This is a genomic window from Paenibacillus xylanexedens, assembly GCF_001908275.1.
Lineage (GTDB): Bacteria > Bacillota > Bacilli > Paenibacillales > Paenibacillaceae > Paenibacillus > Paenibacillus xylanexedens_A.
The window spans coordinates 842,199-860,029 of record NZ_CP018620.1 but is presented as its reverse complement, the minus strand read 5'-3'; the positions used below and the strand labels follow the sequence as shown (position 1 = coordinate 860,029).

General features: G+C 47.0%; 14 protein-coding genes and 1 other RNA gene. 1 reads left to right on the top strand and 14 read right to left on the bottom strand.

Annotation, left to right across the window (positions count from 1 at the left end):
- Window positions 1–34: 34 nt before the first annotated feature.
- The 10 genes from dnaX to rpoE form a co-directional block, all read right to left on the bottom strand.
- Window positions 35–1,780 (bottom strand): DNA polymerase III subunit gamma/tau, encoded by a 1,746-nt coding sequence (gene dnaX, locus BS614_RS03670; RefSeq protein WP_074092950.1) that lies wholly within the window; start codon window positions 1,778–1,780, stop codon window positions 35–37.
- A 174-nt stretch (window positions 1,781–1,954) separates the two neighbouring features.
- An RNA gene (gene ffs, locus BS614_RS03665) (signal recognition particle sRNA large type) lies at window positions 1,955–2,222 on the bottom strand.
- 146 nt (window positions 2,223–2,368) lie between these two features.
- Window positions 2,369–2,566: a 50S ribosomal protein L31 gene (rpmE, locus tag BS614_RS03660; RefSeq protein ID WP_036607255.1), complete on the bottom strand. Its 198-nt coding sequence runs from the start codon at window positions 2,564–2,566 to the stop codon at window positions 2,369–2,371.
- Window positions 2,567–2,668: 102 nt separating this feature from the next.
- Window positions 2,669–3,943, bottom strand: coding sequence for a radical SAM family protein (locus BS614_RS03655; RefSeq protein WP_074092949.1), 1,275 nt, complete (start codon window positions 3,941–3,943; stop codon window positions 2,669–2,671).
- 97 nt (window positions 3,944–4,040) lie between these two features.
- Entirely contained in the window at window positions 4,041–5,366 is a 1,326-nt protein-coding gene (gene rho / locus BS614_RS03650; protein WP_036607258.1) for a transcription termination factor Rho, read from the bottom strand.
- A 465-nt stretch (window positions 5,367–5,831) separates the two neighbouring features.
- Window positions 5,832–7,085 (bottom strand): UDP-N-acetylglucosamine 1-carboxyvinyltransferase, encoded by a 1,254-nt coding sequence (locus tag BS614_RS03645; RefSeq protein WP_036607261.1) that lies wholly within the window; start codon window positions 7,083–7,085, stop codon window positions 5,832–5,834.
- A gap of 147 nt (window positions 7,086–7,232) precedes the next feature.
- Entirely contained in the window at window positions 7,233–8,087 is an 855-nt protein-coding gene (gene fba, locus BS614_RS03640; protein WP_036607263.1) for a class II fructose-1,6-bisphosphate aldolase, read from the bottom strand.
- A 260-nt stretch (window positions 8,088–8,347) separates the two neighbouring features.
- Window positions 8,348–8,734 (bottom strand): response regulator, encoded by a 387-nt coding sequence (locus tag BS614_RS03635; protein ID WP_017691292.1) that lies wholly within the window; start codon window positions 8,732–8,734, stop codon window positions 8,348–8,350.
- A 227-nt stretch (window positions 8,735–8,961) separates the two neighbouring features.
- Window positions 8,962–10,566, bottom strand: coding sequence for a CTP synthase (locus BS614_RS03630; protein WP_074092948.1), 1,605 nt, complete (start codon window positions 10,564–10,566; stop codon window positions 8,962–8,964).
- A 451-nt stretch (window positions 10,567–11,017) separates the two neighbouring features.
- Window positions 11,018–11,587 carry a DNA-directed RNA polymerase subunit delta gene (rpoE, locus tag BS614_RS03620; protein WP_047841137.1) on the bottom strand — a complete coding sequence of 190 codons (570 nt, stop codon included), beginning with the start codon at window positions 11,585–11,587 and terminating at the stop codon, window positions 11,018–11,020.
- 461 nt (window positions 11,588–12,048) lie between these two features.
- Here rpoE and BS614_RS03615 point away from each other — a divergent pair, with 461 nt between their 5' ends.
- A complete protein-coding gene (locus BS614_RS03615) occupies window positions 12,049–13,203 on the top strand; it encodes a S8 family peptidase (RefSeq protein WP_036607270.1) in 1,155 nt (384 codons plus the stop codon).
- A gap of 295 nt (window positions 13,204–13,498) precedes the next feature.
- On the opposite strand, the gene argS is transcribed toward BS614_RS03615, so the two are convergent.
- The 4 genes from argS to BS614_RS03595 all read right to left on the bottom strand — a co-directional run bounded on the left by argS (window position 13,499) and on the right by BS614_RS03595 (window position 17,617).
- A complete protein-coding gene (argS, locus tag BS614_RS03610) occupies window positions 13,499–15,178 on the bottom strand; it encodes an arginine--tRNA ligase (RefSeq protein ID WP_074092946.1) in 1,680 nt (559 codons plus the stop codon).
- Window positions 15,175–15,600, bottom strand: a complete 426-nt coding sequence (locus BS614_RS03605; protein ID WP_074092945.1) for a YwiB family protein — start codon at window positions 15,598–15,600, stop codon at window positions 15,175–15,177. The genes argS and BS614_RS03605 overlap by 4 nt, the downstream gene beginning before the upstream one ends.
- A 265-nt stretch (window positions 15,601–15,865) precedes the next feature.
- On the bottom strand, window positions 15,866–16,132 hold the full coding sequence (locus tag BS614_RS03600) for a DUF6171 family protein (protein ID WP_036667692.1): 267 nt from the start codon (window positions 16,130–16,132) through the stop codon (window positions 15,866–15,868).
- 3 nt (window positions 16,133–16,135) lie between these two features.
- Entirely contained in the window at window positions 16,136–17,617 is a 1,482-nt protein-coding gene (locus BS614_RS03595; RefSeq protein WP_074092944.1) for an alpha-N-arabinofuranosidase, read from the bottom strand.
- Between the last annotated feature and the right edge of the window lie 214 nt (window positions 17,618–17,831).

Below are 17,831 nucleotides of genomic sequence, written 5' to 3'. Positions count from 1 at the left end.
CATCTCCTTTGTTATGGTTATCGCGCGATGCGCATTATTCTTTGATCACTACAAGGTCTTCACCAAAGAGCTGGATGGCTTCATCAATCCAAGGCTGTTTGTTGCCTGAACCGCCGTCTTCATGCTCAGGTTCAAGCTTAAAGTCCTCCTTTGGCGCTTCAGAAGCTCCCTCCATTGCTCCGGTCCAATCTTTGAGCATCATCGTCACCAATCGTGCAGGACGCCCAAGCTGTTCGGACAACACCCGCTCAATGACTTCACGGTTAGCCTGCTTCTCCGTTGTTTCACGGTGAATGTTGTTTTTGAAAGCAACCAACACATTGTCTTCAAGCAACGACACCGGCTCACCATCCACAAACCAGGCGTGGACGGTAACCCTCTCTTCCTTCACTCGTTGCAGGATCTGACTCCATTTTTTGCTGATCTCCGCGAACTCAGGGGCTCCCTTGCGCGCAACATACTGATCTAACTGTGCAGGAAGCTTCGCAGGCGAGTTGCCTCTCGATACAGGAGCTCTTGTTGCCGGACGCGATGGAGCGCTCGATGCACCTTCTCCACCAGACAACCCACTTTTTAGTGCACGATCCAACTTCTTCTCCAACTCAGCAAGCTGCTGCTTCAAGCGGTTGATCTCCCCCCCATCAGCAGGTGCTGCATGAGCTGAAGTTCCCACCTGAACAGAAGCCTCACCTTGAGCAGGAATACTACACAGTTTAAGCAATGCAACTTCAAATAATGTCTGTGGCTGTACTGCATATTTCATTTCACTCTGGTACCGATTAAGGGTGTCAATCATGTGGAACAGTTGTTCCTTGGTGAATGACTCCGCCATATCACGGAAAGACTCCGGATTAAGTACGCGGTCCGTCAGTTTATCTGCATCAGGCACCATCTTAATCATAAGCAAATCACGGAAATAATACAGTAAATTCTCCATGCACTTGTCTGCACTCTTTCCTTCATGCATGAAACCTTCAATCATCTGCAAAATATGACCAACATCACCTTTGAGCAGCGAAGCAGCCAGTTTGGCAAATTGCTCTGAAGCAATTCCACCCGTCATGTCCATGACCTGCTGGTACGTTACTCGTCCATCCGTAAATGAAGAGATCTGATCCAGCACACTAAGTGCATCCCTCATTCCACCGTCCGATAAACGGGCAATGTATTGGAGCGCATCCTGGTCAGCTTCCATGCCTTCCTGTTCACAGATCAGTGTAAGTCTTGCTGTCTGCTCTTCTAGGGATACCCGGCGAAAATCAAATCGCTGACAGCGCGATATAATGGTAGCCGGAAGGCGGTGCGGTTCCGTTGTTGCCAAAATAAACATCACATGTGGCGGTGGCTCTTCCAATGTTTTGAGTAAAGCATTGAATGCCTCCGTCGTCAGCATGTGCACTTCATCAATAATATAGACTTTCTGCCGGACTTCGGTTGGCGCATATTTAACCTTTTCCCGAAGATCACGGATTTCCTCAACGCCCCGGTTGGATGCAGCGTCAATCTCCTGCACGTCCATCACAGCGCCAGTCGTAATCCTGCGGCAAGCTTCACACTCGTTACAAGGTTCAGGCGCAGGCCCACGTTCGCAGTTCACAGCTTTGGCCAAAATCTTGGCGGCACTTGTCTTTCCCGTTCCTCTGGGCCCGCTAAATAAGTAGGCATGGGAAGTCCGCTGTTCACGAATCGCGTTCTGCAAGGTCTGAATAATATGCTGTTGCCCCACCATATCTTGAAACGACTGGGGACGCCAAGCCCGGTATAACGCGATATGCTCCATGATGCGTTACCTTCCTTCCACTTCGCATTCGAGTCCTTTGTCGTTCCCCCATTATACTATATTCCAGGGTGAATCCAAACTTTATCTGACTCATTCATGCATGGTTTTTTAAGACATATCAAAAAGACCCCTGCATACATACAACTGCAAAGGTCTCTACATTTAAAAGGTAAGCCGTGCACCTGCTATCGATATTTGCGATCCAAGTGGCACCCCTGAACAATAGCTCGGGCTAGGCAACCCTCCGGCACAAGAGTGATCTCACTTATGGCTGCTTCCTTCCGGACCTGACCAGGTTCATGAGTACTCATTGCGGAGGACCCAACCGTCAACACCACGTTTAGGGACCAAACCTCACATCGGCAAAACCTCTAGCAGGAATTCAACCTCGCTATAGCGGATTGCGAGTTACAGGGCACCGCTACCTCCCCATCTAGCACGGTAAGAAATAGTATAACGTAAGGTTATCCAAATTGCAACCAGAGGAACTCGGAAGCAACCATGCTTACATATAACATATAAAAACCCCTGCCAGATCAGCAGGGGTGCGTTGGATGCAATTAGCAGACAACTCCAAGAATTGTCCTATTAGATTCCGTATTTCTTCTTGAAACGATCAACACGGCCGCCAGCATCGATAAACTTCTGTTTACCTGTGAAGAACGGGTGGCACGCGGAGCAAATCTCTACACGAAGTCCGTCTTTAACCGAACCTGTCTCAAAAGTATTCCCGCAAGCGCAAGATACTTGACCAATCGTGTAATTAGGATGAATTGCTTCTTTCATTACCTTTCACCTCTTTCCGCCCTGAGCCTCAAGCGGACCCAGAGTAAATGGCACAACTCTGAGATTATAACACGGCCTTGTGCCTGTTGCAATCCATTATTGTTAAGAGGTAATCAACCGTTTTGGACGTGCCATTCCAGCGGGTGGAACATGGGTATACGATCCGATCACAACATCAGGCAACTCGTCTTCAAAAATCTCAATCATCTGCTTCATGCCCAAGATATCACCTTGAGCTGGAGGAATTAATTCCAGATAGCTCTCCGGATCAATATTGAGATTACGCATCTGAATCAAGCGTAGATCAGTTCTTCTTGCAAACTCAATCATCGCCTCAATCTCTTCTTCACGATCTGTTACGCCCGGGAAGATCAAATAGTTAATGGAGGTGTATACACCCTGCTGCGCTGCGTATTTCATCGACTTTTCAACATTCGCTAAGGTATAACCACGCGGTTTATAGTAGGCGTTGTAATGGTCATCCAGTGCACTAATTGTACTTACACGCATCAGATCCAATCCAGCATCTACAATACCTCTAATGTGATCATTCAGACCGGCATTGGTATTAATATTGATATACCCCATGTCCGTTACGGAACGCACTTCGCGAATCGCTTCAATAATCAGCTTGGCCTGCGTGGAAGGCTCACCTTCACAACCTTGTCCAAAGCTAATAATGGACTCCGGCGTCTTCAGGTGTTCCAGCATAACCTCCACAATCTCATCCACACGTGGTCGGAAGTTCATACGTGTCTGCGGGGAAACAAAGCCGCTATCATCCGGTTGCTCGGAGATACACCCGAAACAACCTGCATTGCAAGAATAGGATACTGGCACTCCACCTTCCCAACGATTCAGGAACGTGTTCGATGAAGTTAGACATTCATATCCAAGCGCACAGTTGGATAGATGGGTGTAAAGACGGTTCTCGGGGTATTGCTCCGTCAATCGTTTAACCCCGGAACGCACATCGTCACGATCACAGTTGAGTGGATTCCATTTTTCAGGACTATCCGACTTCGAAGCGGTGACATAGAAACCGCCATCTTTCCAGACTACTGCGGAATAACCGAACAAAGGCAACTTATACTCCTTATCCGTCTTCACATATCCCGGGAGACACAAACGAGTGAATCCTTGCGGAAGCAAGGCACCTACAGCCTGTGTGTCCGTTGGCATTGGCAACATCTCACCGGTGTCCGGGTCCATACCAATGGGCCGGGTGCTTGGGAGTCCAACCAACGTTGCACCCTCTGGCAAAGGAATTAACTCATCTTCCATAATCTCAACGATCATATCTCCACTCCGGGCAAGCCCGTACAGGGAAGGATGATCAAATACATTACCTTTTTCATCTGCGTATACTAAATACATGATGTTCTCCTCACATCTAATGGGTTAAACCTAACGACGAGTGTATTATAACATTCACAGCAATGCTGCAAAAATAAAGTGATTAGTCGAACGACACTTACGTCGATGTACCTGACGTAGCTGTCTGTCTAGGGGAGCGACGGGTTGTTGTTGTACCCGAATTGCTTGTCGGGCTATTACCTGCCGAATCAAATGCCGCCAAAAACTCTGCATTTGTCTTGCTGTTACGAAGTTTTTTCAGGAATCCTTCGACAAAGTCATGGGAATCATTCATGTTTTTACGAATCGCCCAGATTGTATCCAACTCTTCCTTGCTGAGCAACACTTCTTCACGACGTGTACCGGAACGACGAATGTCGATTGCCGGGAATATACGACGCTCTGCCAGACGACGGTCCAGATGCAGCTCCATATTACCTGTACCCTTAAACTCTTCATAAATGACATCATCCATACGTGATCCGGTATCAATTAATGCAGTTGCCAGAATAGTCAGGCTTCCGCCTTCCTCCACATTCCGGGCAGAACCGAAGAAACGTTTCGGACGATGGAATGCAGCTGGGTCAATACCACCACTAAGCGTACGACCGGATGGTGGAATAACCAGGTTATATGCACGGGCAAGACGCGTAATGCTATCCAGCAGGATAACAACATCCTTTTTGGCCTCAACGAGACGAAGCGCACGCTCAAGCACCAATTCCGCCACCTTAATATGATTCTCAGGCAGTTCATCAAATGTCGAAGCCACAACTTCCCCTTTTACCGAACGCGACATATCCGTTACTTCCTCTGGACGTTCATCAATCAACAGGACAAATAGTTCAATTTCAGGATTGTTAGTTGAGATGCTGTTGGCAATTTCTTTGAGGAGAAGCGTTTTACCCGCTTTGGGAGGTGCTACGATCAATCCGCGCTGTCCCAATCCTACCGGGGCGAGCACATCCATAATTCGTGTGGACAAATGGTTGGGGGATGTTTCGAGAACCAGTTTTTTCTGCGGATACAGTGGGGTTAGTGCCGGGAAGTGAAGTCGCTCTGCAGCCGCCGATGGATTCTCACCATTTACAGCGTTGACTTGCAACAAACCGAAGTATCTCTCGTTTTCCTTAGGCGTTCTACACTTACCTGATACGAGGTCACCTGTTCTTAGGTCAAACTTGCGAATCTGAGAAGCTGAGATGTAGATGTCTTCCGTACTTGGCAAGTAGTTGATTGGTCTTAAGAATCCGTAACCTTCAGGTAAAATCTCGAGTACGCCTTGCATGAACATCAGGCCGCTCTGTTCAGCCTGTGCGCGTAATATGGCAAAGATTAATTCTTTCTTTTTTAACGTACCATAGTAAGGTATCTGATATTTTTTGGCCAGTTTGTAGAGGTCCGTTAGTTTCATTTCTTCCAAATCGGAAATTTGTAGATCCATATAATAACCACCTATTCAATTAATAAGTCCGTGTGAAATGGATAGTTTCGCTAGATGTTCCGGCTATAGAGAGCGGCGTCCGCCACAATCCCTTCTGTCCATTGTACGGAATGTAACCGTTATAATGCAAATACTTGTCTTTGAGTGTAAGTTTCCGGGTGGGATGGCCAACATTCGGCAATATCCGCTATTGAGTGAACGATGCATTGAGGCGATCAATCCGGATAGACCGGCTATGGAGCGCAGTTCAAACAAAACCGGGGGTTGGGGATGAGAAATGATGTTCTTACAGCCATATGAAGTTTATTTCAAAAAAAGACCCTCCGGTAAAGGAAACAGAAACATTTCGTCTTATGCCGGAGAGACTGAGAACTCTATTAAAACAGGTTTACCTAATCATCAAAAAGATATGCAGTTCAGTTAAAATAAACATGTGTAGGACTGAATCATGCATAATGCTTCCTATTAATCAGTTTCCCGCCATACATCTGCACCGAGCAGGCGCAGATTAGTCACCAGATGATCATAACCGCGGTCGATATATTCGACCCCCGTTACTTCAGTCACACCTTCACTGACGGTTAGACCTGCAATCACCAGCGCTGCTCCAGCGCGAAGATCGGATGCTTTTACTTTGGCCGCGTTTAATGCACTGCCTTCAATAATTGCTGACCGTCCTTCTACTCGAATCTTTGCACCCATCCGCACTAACTCAGGCACATGTTTGAATCGATTACTGTATACAAAGTCGCTCAGGACGCTCACACCGGTTGCCTGTGTTAAAACACTGGTCATGGGTGACTGTAGATCCGTTGGGAAACCAGGATATACAAGTGCCTTCACGTCAACGTGGTTATAGCTTGGTTTACCAATGACACGTATACTTTCATCCAATTCCTCAATGCCAACACCCATCTCCAGCAGCTTTGCCGTTAAAGCTTCCAGATGTTTTGGAATCACATTGTCAATCAGAACATCTCCGCGCGTCGCCGCTGCAGCGATCATATACGTACCTGCTTGGATACGGTCCGGAATGATGGAATGACGGCAGCCTTTAAGCTCCGAGACTCCTTCAATACGGATCGTTTCGGTACCTGCACCCTTGATGCTGGCACCCATGGAATTCAGAAGTGTTGCTACATCTATAATCTCAGGCTCTTTAGCCGCGTTTTCGATAATTGTAGAGCCTTTGGCACGAGTAGCCGCCAGCATGATATTAATGGTTGCGCCGACACTGCTTACATCAAGATAGATTTTTGCGCCGCGCAGCTCTTTGGCATGCAAATGGATGGAGCCATGTTCGTTTGTTACGGTTGCGCCAAGCGCTTCAAACCCTTTGATATGTTGATCAATTGGACGAGGCTCAAAATTACAGCCCCCTGGTAAACCTATGGTCGCTTCTTTGAAACGCCCTAGCAATGCACCCATCATGTAATACGAAGCACGAAGCTTCTTCACGGGACCATTCGGCATAGGAATGGATTTGATGTCAGAAGGGTCAATCTTCATCTGACTGCCTTCCCAAGTCACATGTGCTCCGAGTTCCTCCAAAATTTCTGCATAAACCGCCACGTCACTCAAAAGCGGCAGGTTGTCCAACACGACTTCTGACTCGGCAAGCAATGCTGCAGGAATAAGCGCAATGGCGCTGTTCTTGGCGCCGCTTATAGTTACAGTTCCCTGTAACGGACGTCCGCCACTAATCATCAATTTTTCCATAAAGCTTAATGTCCCCCTACGTGTTTTGCAGCCGATGAACGGCAATACGTGCTGTTGGCTTCCGATGTAGAAATAAGGTGTGAAAATGGAAAGACACCGGCTAGGCGGTGTTTTTCCATTTCACAGTATGGAACTGGTAAAGATAAATTACGCTTTGTTGTTAGAACCAAACTCGCGGATTTTACCTTTAACGGTTTCTTTAATTGCTTCACGGCCTGGTACGATGAATGTACGTGGATCGTAAGCGTCTGGTTTAGCTGCAAGCACTTCACGAACCACTCTTGCAAAAGCAATTTGGTTCTCTGTGTTTACGTTGATTTTGGATGTACCCAGGGAAATGGCTTTGTCGATGTCGTGTTTAGGAATACCTGTACCACCGTGCAATACGAGTGGAACTTGTACCGCGTCACGAACTTCTTCCATTTCTTTGAAGCCCAGGTTAGGCTCGCCATGGTAAGGACCGTGTACGGAACCAAGAGCTGGTGCCAATGTATCGATACCTGTTTCTTTAACGATACGGATACACTCGTTCAGGTCAGCGTACATGATACCGCCGATAACGTCGTCTTCTTGTCCACCTACAGTACCTACTTCAGCTTCTACAGAAACGCCTTTAGCGTGTGCATATTCAACAACTTTTTTAGTCATTTCGATGTTCTCATCGATAGAGTGGTGGGAACCGTCGATCATTACGGATGTGAATCCAGCGTCGATCGCTTCTTTACACTTGTCGAAGCTTGAACCGTGGTCCAGGTGAATCGCAACTGGAACAGTGATTTTCATGTCGTGAATGAGTCCTTCTACCATTTTAACTACAGTGTAGAAGCCACCAATGTGACGTGCTGCGCCTTCGGATACACCCAAGATTACTGGGGATTTCTCTTCTTCAGCAGCACCAAGAATCGCTTGAGTCCACTCAAGGTTATTGATGTTGTATTGACCAACTGCATATTTTCCTTCAAGTGCTTTGTTCAACATGTCTGTCATAGATACTAATGGCATGGTTTCAATCCTCCTAGGGGTTTGGGTTGTGTCTATGGTTTTTAGCCGAAATCACATACGGGCTTATTATACCACATCCCATGTCAAATACTAAACAAGCATTTGCAAAAATGCTGTGCTTTGCAGCACAGTTTTCATAGACACCGCTTTATAACTTCCCCATTTCCAATATTCCCCGGATGAAGGAGTGAAATACCTCATTTTCCCACCAAGTACCTTCTATGTTCTCCACACGCAAAAAAATCCTGTATCAACAGGATTCAGCTGCATTTATTGGCGGTACCGTTGCGAAGTTGCATATTCACAGCCACTCGCATCTCGTCGATATCAAACGGTTTCGTAAAGTGCATGAGCGCTCCGAGATCCGTGGCTTCCTTAATCATGTCCAGTTCACCATAAGCGGTCATCATGATCACCTTGATACCCGGATCAATTTCTTTAATATGCTTCAGGATTTCCAGACCGTCCATCCCAGGAATCTTCATATCGAGCAATACCAGGTCAGGCTTGTCATTATTCACAATCTCCAGAGCAACCTTGCCGTTGGGTGCTTGAAACGTGTTATACCCCTCACTGCTGAACACTTCCATTAACAGGATTCGAATACCATTCTGGTCATCAACAATCAAAACTTTTTTATCTTCCACTCTGTAACCTCCTAGAATTAGGAAAGCATGCACACCTTCGAATCTGGATAACTATCCCATAGTCGTCATGATAAGTATTCTACCTCTTCCATTAAAATCCTGCTACCTTCACAAAATGACAAAAAGCATTTCCACCTGCTTTCTACGCAAAAAAAAGGATGTTCCGGCATCCGCTATGGTTGCCAGGAACATCCCCAATATCTATTACGTTAACACAAAAAAATTTATTACTTCTGCGCATTCACCAGAGAAGCTTTTACAAACTCACGGAACAATGGTTGCGGACGGTTCGGACGGGAAGTGAATTCCGGATGGAATTGTACCGCCAGGAACCATGGGTGTCCTGGAAGTTCCACAATCTCAACCAGACGTCCATCCGGGGATGTACCCGAGATAACCAGTCCTGCTTTTTCGATCGTTTCACGGTATTCATTGTTGAACTCATACCGGTGACGGTGTCTCTCATACACCAGCTCGTCATCATAACAAGCCATCGCCAAAGAACCTTCCTGAAGCTTACAAGGATACAGACCCAGACGCATCGTGCCACCCAGATTCTCGATATCTTTTTGCTCAGGCAACAGGTCGATCACAGGGAATTCCGTAGCCGGATTAATTTCGGAACTGTTCGCACCATTCAAACCAACGATGGAACGTGCATACTCAATAACGGAAACCTGCATACCCAGGCAAATACCGAAGAACGGAATTTGTTTCTCACGAGCATAACGGATTGCCGATACTTTACCTTCAATACCACGATCTCCGAATCCACCAGGAACAAGGATACCCCCAATACCATGTAACAAGTCGCCTACATTCTCATCCGTAATATCTTCAGAAGGAACCCAGCGAATTTTCACATCAGCATTGGATGCAAATCCTGCATGAGACAACGACTCAACAACACTCAGGTATGCATCATGCAACGCTACATATTTACCAACAATAGCGATCTCAACTGTATGCTCCAACTTGTTGATCCGGTCAACCAGCCCTTCCCACTCGCTCATATCCGGTGCAGGAGTAGTCAGTTTCAGGTGATTTACCACGATCTCATCCAAGCCTTCTTCACGCAGGTTCAAAGGTACTTGATACAACGTGTCTGCATCACGACATTCAACCACGGCATTCTCATCAATGTCGCAGAAGAGAGCGATTTTGGCTTTCATGTCTTTAGACAATTCATACTCCGTACGGCATACAATCACATTCGGTTGAATACCGATGCTGCGTAATTCCTTAACACTATGTTGCGTTGGTTTTGTTTTCACTTCACCAGCTGCTTTGATATAAGGAATAAGTGTTACGTGGATGTACATCACATTGTCGCGACCTACATCACTCTTGATCTGACGGATAGCTTCCAGGAAAGGCAAACTCTCAATGTCGCCTACTGTTCCACCAATTTCCGTAATGACCACATCCGAACCCGCTTCACGTCCAGCGCGGAATACACGCTCTTTGATCTCGTTCGTAATGTGTGGAATAACTTGTACCGTTCCGCCCAGATATTCCCCGCGCCGCTCTTTGCTGATGACGGAAGAGTATACTTTACCAGTCGTGACGTTGCTGTTTTTGGAGAGATTGATGTCAATAAAACGTTCATAGTGGCCAAGGTCCAGATCCGTTTCCGCGCCATCATCCGTTACAAAAACCTCACCGTGCTGATAAGGACTCATTGTTCCCGGGTCGATGTTAATATATGGATCAAATTTCTGGATCGTTACCTTAAGCCCTCTGTTTTTCAGCAATCTGCCCAGAGAAGCAGCCGTAATCCCTTTGCCCAGGGAGGACACAACTCCGCCCGTCACGAAAATATACTTTGTCACTGTTATTACCCTCCTAATATAAGTACAGAAATTCAGGCGATATATGGTGTTATCGTAACCTGTTTCCCAGGTAATCATCGTTAAAAAGAGCAATGGCAGAAATTCCCTGCATCTGCGAACTGCTCTTTCTGCGAAGTCGGTTTAAATACACGTTGTTCTACAGCAAAAATGGTGCAAATATTCCGATGGCCTTCATTCCATTTGGTGTTTTTGATATACAAAAACGGGCCACGAAATGTTGGCCGGGAGCATACGGAAAAAAATCATTTTGCAAAATTATGCCTCTAAAAATACAAAAAAAAGTACTCCCGCAGGACGGGGCACCTTCTATAAAAAACATAAATATATTGTCGCTCATTCATAAGCCCATGCAATAGTTTACCCGTTACCCCGTCTGCTGTCAAGGCTGACTATTCCGGGGAAACGGGTAAATTATAGACGTCAAAAATGACTACCGATTATCAGAATCGTCGTCAAATTCATCCTCGTTTTCGGACTCTTCTTCGTCTTCTTCGAGGTCTTCATCTTCCAGATCGTCATCCTCAACCAGCACTTCTTCTTCGCTGTCTTCTTCGTCAAAGATGTCGTCTTCTTCTTCCTCTTCTTCGTCTTCTTCTTCGTCTTTATCCGTGCTGTCGAAGCCTTCATCGCTGCTATAGCTGTCTTCTTCTTCACCGAAGTCTTCATCTTCCAGATCATCGTCTTCATCGTTGATGATACGCGGACGCTTCGCACCCGTCATGGAATCTTCTGTTCCAGCTACCGGATACCAGCGCTTTAAGCCCCACAGACTTGTACCGACGCAAGCAAAACGGCCATCGATATTAATCTCGGTATATAGCTGGGCGATAAACTCGTTGATTTCTTCATCAGTCATTCCGCGCTGCTTCGCTACCTCATTCATTAAGTCACGATAGTAATACGGCGTATTAGCCGCTTTCAGCACCATAAAGGCAAGGTCCACCAAAGGGATCTCTTTTACCTTTTCTTTATCAATTTTCAAATTGAGCGAGGTACTCACTGCAGACACTTCCTCTCACACAAAATTCACTTTTTAACCCCTACGAACTGGACTGTTACGTATAACATATCCATTAACAAACCTAAGTAAAACCTATTTAGCGTTAAAAAGCAAGTTTTTATGTACGGATGTGACGCAAATGCGGAGAGCAGCAACAATATGTCCACATATTAAACGTGAAGTGACATCAAACCCACAGGAATATCCTCTTTGCCAAAGAGACAACTCCATAATAAAAAAGACGGAGTCCCCTCCGCCTTCTGACTGTATACCCTTGGAGGATTACTCCTCACCAGGTTCCCCGCAAGAGCCCTCTAGCTCTCCATCCATCATATGTCCCTGCGCCCGTTTTGACACGAAGAGAATGTGTTTTTGTAAAAAAAGGGCAAGTTCCCCATGCGGCGGGATGAGCGCATTCATAGAATACCTCAGCATGTTCATCCCGAAGGGGGCTGCCCATTATGGACTATACTGGTTTATTGCATCAATTGATTGACGGAATGCGACGCCCTGAACCAGAACAGGGTGGGCGATATTTGATCCGATTTGCCAAACCGCAGCAGTACGAGGCCTGTCTTGTGGAATTGTCCCGAATGCGGAATGAATTCACCGACCTTGGGGCTGTCCGTTCCTCGCGACTGGCTCGTTCCATTATCGCTCCAGTCCAACGCCCGGAGGACCTATACCGCTATGGGGATGAAATTACGATTGAAGAAGACGTTCCCATCTCCCTTCATGCCACTGCACTCCACAGCAAACCAAGCAATGCTCAAGGCATACCCTGGGGAGTGAAGCAGATTCGGGCGCCCAAAGTATGGTCTGTGTCTACCGGACACCGGATTAAAATCGGTGTGATTGATACAGGTGCTGATTATCATCATCCTGATCTTCGTTATTCACTGGCACGTGGAATCAATCTGTTAAACCGCAGCCTGCTTCCTCATGATGATAACGGACATGGCACCCACATTGCAGGGACCATCGCCGCAGCTAACAGCACCGCAGGAATGATTGGTGTAGCTCCACGCTCCCTGATCTATCCGGTGAAAGCATTTGACCACAACGGATCGGCTTATGTATCCGACATTGTACTTGGCATCGACTGGTGTGTACGCAACAAGGTCGATATCATCAATATGAGCTTTGGCATGAAAACACGTAGCAAGGCGCTTCTTGATGTTGTCAACCGTGCGTACCATGCCGGAATCGTTATTGTTGCTTCGTCAGGAAATGACGGCAAACGCCGCAGTATTGATTACCCTGCACGGTATCCCCAGACCATATCTGTTGGGGCAACCGACAAAAACAGACGTATTGCGTCCTTCAGCAATCGTGGCGCATATGTGGATGTCTATGCACCCGGTGATAAAATCGTCTCCTCTTGGGTACAAGGCAAACATCACGAGATGAGCGGCACATCCATGGCGACGTCCCATGTGAGTGGCGCTATCGCCTTGCTGCTCTCCAAACATCCGGGGTTATCCCCTAGTGAAATCAAGACACTCGTCAAACGTGCTACGATCCCGTTGCGCGCTCGCAAGACTACCACCGCAAAAAGCAAGGTGCGTGGTGGTGAGATTGATGCCCTGAAGCTAATGCAGGAGGGCGGGGAGTGAGCAAACTCTGCCAGCCGTCAGCCGTCAGCAGAACTTGATTGAGGCTCGTGGCGAAACGCAATAGCCCGGCCCAGGCAGTACGCACGAGGGAGTATTACGTAGCGACTGAGACCCTAGATTACGTCCACTGTGATGTCAGAGCAGGCTAGTGTGCCTTGGATTGACCAGGCATTTCGTTTCTTCAGCTAGGGCACAGAACAAAAAAAGTCTCCATGTACCACGTTGAAGGCACTCAACATGGACATGGAGACTTTTTGCCTTAGGCAGAGCGGCGGATGTGCCGCTAGCCTGGAATTTACATTTTGTCAGGAGCGGTTACGCCTACCAGACGAAGCGCTGTTGCGATAACGGTACGTACAGCACCGATCAGTGCCAGACGTGCTTGAGTTTGCTGCGTGTCTTCCGTAATGACACGTTCTGCACGGTAGTAGCTGTGGAACAGGGATGCCAGCTCGTATACATAACGGATGATACGATGAGGCGCATATCCTGTTGCTGCTGCCGAGATTTCCTCAGGCAACTCTCCCATTTTGCGGAGAAGGTCATACTCGTGCTCTGTTGTCAGCTTGGACAGGTCAATCTGTGCCAGTGGCAGCAGTTCAATACCTTGTTCTTCAGCCTGACGGTATACACTGCATACACGTGCATGCGCGTATTGTACGTAGAATACCGGATTCTCATTGGATGTCGAAATCGCAAGGTCCATGTCAAAGTCCAGATGGGAGTCCATGCTGCGCATTGTGAAGAAGTAACGGATGGCATCAATGCCGACTTCATCCATCAGATCTTCCATCGTTACAGCTTTACCTGTACGCTTGGACATCTTCACTTTTTCACCGTTCTGGAACAAGCTCACCATCTGTGCAATCAAGACCACCAGTTTCTCAGGGTCATTACCCAGTGCTTGCATCGCGGCTTTCATCCGTGGAATATATCCATGGTGATCGGCACCCCAGATGTTGATCATCGTGTCGTATCCACGAGCATATTTGTCGCGGTGATAAGCAATATCTGGCGTCAGGTAAGTATACGTGCCATCGTTCTTGATCAATACACGTTCTTTGTCGTCACCGTACTGCATCGTTTTCAACCAAGTTGCTCCATCTTGCTCATAGATCTCATTACGATCACGCAATTCATCAAGCACTCGCAGCACTTCTCCGTTGTCGTACAGGGAAGTTTCGCTGAACCAGATGTCAAAGTTAACACGGAAGCGATTCAAGTCACGTTTGATCTTGTCCAGTTCCTTCTCCAGACCAAAGTCACGGAAATAAGCCGCACGGTCACCCGGATGCATGGACAGCAACTCTTCACCCTTTTCAGCAACAAGCTGCTTGGCGAATCCTTTAATATCTTCACCGTGATAACCGTCTTCAGGCATCTCAGCATCCTGACCCAGCTCTTGCAGATAACGAGCTTCAATGGAACGAGCCAGATTAAACACCTGATTACCTGCGTCATTAATGTAGTATTCACGGGTTACATCATATCCTGCGTAGTCAAGGATGTTACATAGTGCATCACCTACAGCTGCTCCACGGGCATGACCCAGATGCAGGCTGCCTGTCGGGTTGGCACTGACAAACTCCATCTCGACTTTGCGTCCTTCTCCGATGTTAATTCTTCCGTAATCTTTACCCTGCTCCTGCACAAGCGCAAGTACTGGATAAAGGTAACTCTTGTCCAATTTGAAGTTAATGAATCCTGGGCCCGCAATCTCAGCCTTCTCGATTCCGGCTTCAGCCAGATTCAGATTGGCAATGATCTCTTCTGCAATCTGACGCGGATTACGCTTGGCAATCTTGGTCAGCTGCATGGCAGCATTGGTCGCCAAGTCCCCGTGTGTCTTCTCACGCGGCACTTCCAATGTGATGGCTGGCAATTCGTCCTGCGTAACAATTCCGGCCGTCACAATGGCGTTGCCGATGGCCGTACTTACCCGTTCGTTAATCGTATCTAGTGGATTACGTGTCATGAAATTGGTTCCTCCTGTATATGCAAACTAATCGCGAAATGTCCAGATTCTTCATCAAAGCGGTAAAAGTCGTAGCTCCACGCTGCGCGTGCGCTCAATCCCTGAATGGAAAGTTCCAGCTTCTGTGTATGCGTGGACAGGGCAAACGACATGTATGGTGATCGGTAGAAACCAGGACGCTTCCGATTCAATTCAAAAGTCTGCTCCGACTCCACCTCACCATGACGTATAATCTTGATGGATTGTCCGCCCAGCTTCAATGTTGTACGGGTTGTACCTCCCTCAGGTCCAACCTGCGGTTCTTCATAACGAACATAAAGAACAGACCCTTTTAACACGGCTTCACCCTGCATTTCCTGCAGCACATCTTCACCTTCATAACGGCTGTGCAGCCGGATGTGTACCGGTCGCATGTTCGACATGAATGTTAACCTCCATTATATTCGAGGCGACGCAAAATCAGGCACGGCTGGTGAGAACAGCCCTTCCCGTATTGTTGTGTCGCTATACGCGCTCATATTCCCGGATAGCTCGCTATCCTACACTCTACTGTATAACTATATCCAGTTCCCTCGCTCAATTCAAATCCAAATTCAGAGTTTTTTCCTCATCAAGCCAAAAAAGAAGAGCCGCACCTGTAAAGTGCAACTCCCTTTTGCTTCATTATAATAAGATTCGTTCCTCCGATCAGGCCCATTGGGATTCATAAGGAAAAGGACATGTCGACTCACTCAGCTTCGCTCGCACCTGTACGAGACAACCACAATGCCGACAAGTTGTGCCATATTGCAATCCCGGACAAGCGGAGCAGATGGATAGCCGACGTTCATATTCCTCATCCTGTACCGTCGGACGCGAACGTGAGGCAATCTCCACAAGTCTGGCCATTTTGGCATCGCTAATCTTCACATCGTACTGATCATTACAGCCTTTGCAAGGTTCCTGCCTTTTCATGCATTAACCCTCGACAGCGAGCACCCCAACCGATGCTGGTGGAAGGACAAAACGCAGTGTGTTATTCTCCAGTGTGATTCCATCCCACGCCACAGGCTGAACATGATTCGGCTGTTCAAAGGTATTAAATGCACCAAAATCAGTATGGTGCAGAATCTGCCCGGTTACTTTAGCCGCTTGAGCTGCGTCCAGCTGACACACAACTTCCAACTCATCCGTGTGACTCAGATTACAAGCTGTCACATGAATGACCCCATCCTTGTTGCGGGATGCTGATAAACTGAGCTGTGGAATGGTCTCTTCCCCGAATGTGTATCCTGGGCTTTCATAATTCAAGTCCAATCGCTGTGCATCCATATGAACCTGATACATATCAAATACATGGTACGTAGGGGTCAGGAGCATTTTGTCCCCTTCCGTGAGCACAAGCGATTGAAGCACATTGACGATCTGCGCAAGATTTGCCATGTGTACCCGTTTATTATGTTGGTTGAAAATATTCAGGTTAACACCTGCAAGCACAGCGTCCCGCATCGTATTCTGTTGATACAGGAACCCTGGATTGGTTCCCGGCTCAACGTTATACCACGTGCCCCATTCATCCACAATAATGCCGACTCTGCCCTCTGGATCATATTTGTCCATAATCTCGGAGTGCTTCACCAGTAATTCATCCATATGGAGCGTCTTTTTCAAGGTAGTGAACCATTCAGCCTCGCCAAATCCTGTAGCTGCGCCTTTATCATTCCACTCTCCTGTAGGGATGGTGTAATAATGAAGACTGATTCCATCCATAAAGCGAGCAGCCTCCCGCATCAGGACTTCCATCCATTCATAGTTGCCTTCGTTGGGTCCACAAGCGATTTTATAAATCTCGTTCCCGGAATAGTTACGTACATATGTAGCATACCGACGATATTCATCCGCATAATATTCAGGGCGCATATTGCCGCCGCATCCCCAGTTCTCATTTCCCACGCCAAAATACTTCATTTTCCACGGTTCTTCCCTACCATTACTCTTACGCCAGTTCGCCATCGGGGATTCGCCGTCAAATGTGATGTACTCCACCCATTCCTGCATCTCCTGCACTGTACCGCTACCCAGATTGCCACTAATATATGGCTCCGTGCCGAGCAACTCACATAATCTCAAGAATTCATGTGTACCAAAGTGATTGTTCTCTTCCACACCGCCCCAGTGTGTATTGATCATACGAGCACGCTCACTCTTCGGACCTACACCATCTTTCCAGTGATATTCATCGGCAAAACAACCGCCTGGCCAGCGAAGTACTGGAATATTAAGCTTCTGCAAGGCCGTCAATACATCATTTCGAATCCCATCCGTATTCGGAATAGGTGAATCTTCTCCTACCCACAGCCCCTCATAAATACAACGTCCCAAGTGTTCGGAAAAGTGACCATATATATTGCGATTTATTAATCCTTGATCTGAATCGGCCTTTAAAATAACATCAACCATTATTTCAACCCCCATAAATTATATTGTTATCGCTTACAATAACTCGTTTCAGAGTAGGTTTCAACCGTTTTTATTTCTACACAAACAAGCCTCTTCCTGTGTAATTGATTAGGAAGAGGCTTGTTTGTTATAGAAATTCATACAGAGACTTACCAAATTGATTTTTATACATTTCTAATTTGGATTTGCTCCGTTGTTATTTCAGATTCACAGG

Bases quoted from the DNA above. Each gene is read 5' to 3' on its own strand.
- BS614_RS03605 (WP_074092945.1), bottom strand. From the start codon at position 15,600: ATGTCGAACATGCGACCGGTACACATCCGGCTGCACAGCCGTTATGAA.
- fba (WP_036607263.1), bottom strand. From the start codon at position 8,087: ATGCCATTAGTATCTATGACAGACATGTTGAACAAAGCACTTGAAGGA.
- BS614_RS03615 (WP_036607270.1), top strand. From the start codon at position 12,049: ATGGACTATACTGGTTTATTGCATCAATTGATTGACGGAATGCGACGC.
- BS614_RS03655 (WP_074092949.1), bottom strand. From the start codon at position 3,943: ATGTATTTAGTATACGCAGATGAAAAAGGTAATGTATTTGATCATCCT.
- rpmE (WP_036607255.1), bottom strand. From the start codon at position 2,566: ATGAAAGAAGCAATTCATCCTAATTACACGATTGGTCAAGTATCTTGC.
- rho (WP_036607258.1), bottom strand. From the start codon at position 5,366: ATGGATCTACAAATTTCCGATTTGGAAGAAATGAAACTAACGGACCTC.
- BS614_RS03595 (WP_074092944.1), bottom strand. From the start codon at position 17,617: ATGGTTGATGTTATTTTAAAGGCCGATTCAGATCAAGGATTAATAAAT.
- argS (WP_074092946.1), bottom strand. From the start codon at position 15,178: ATGACACGTAATCCACTAGATACGATTAACGAACGGGTAAGTACGGCC.
- dnaX (WP_074092950.1), bottom strand. From the start codon at position 1,780: ATGGAGCATATCGCGTTATACCGGGCTTGGCGTCCCCAGTCGTTTCAA.
- BS614_RS03600 (WP_036667692.1), bottom strand. From the start codon at position 16,132: ATGAAAAGGCAGGAACCTTGCAAAGGCTGTAATGATCAGTACGATGTG.
- BS614_RS03645 (WP_036607261.1), bottom strand. From the start codon at position 7,085: ATGGAAAAATTGATGATTAGTGGCGGACGTCCGTTACAGGGAACTGTA.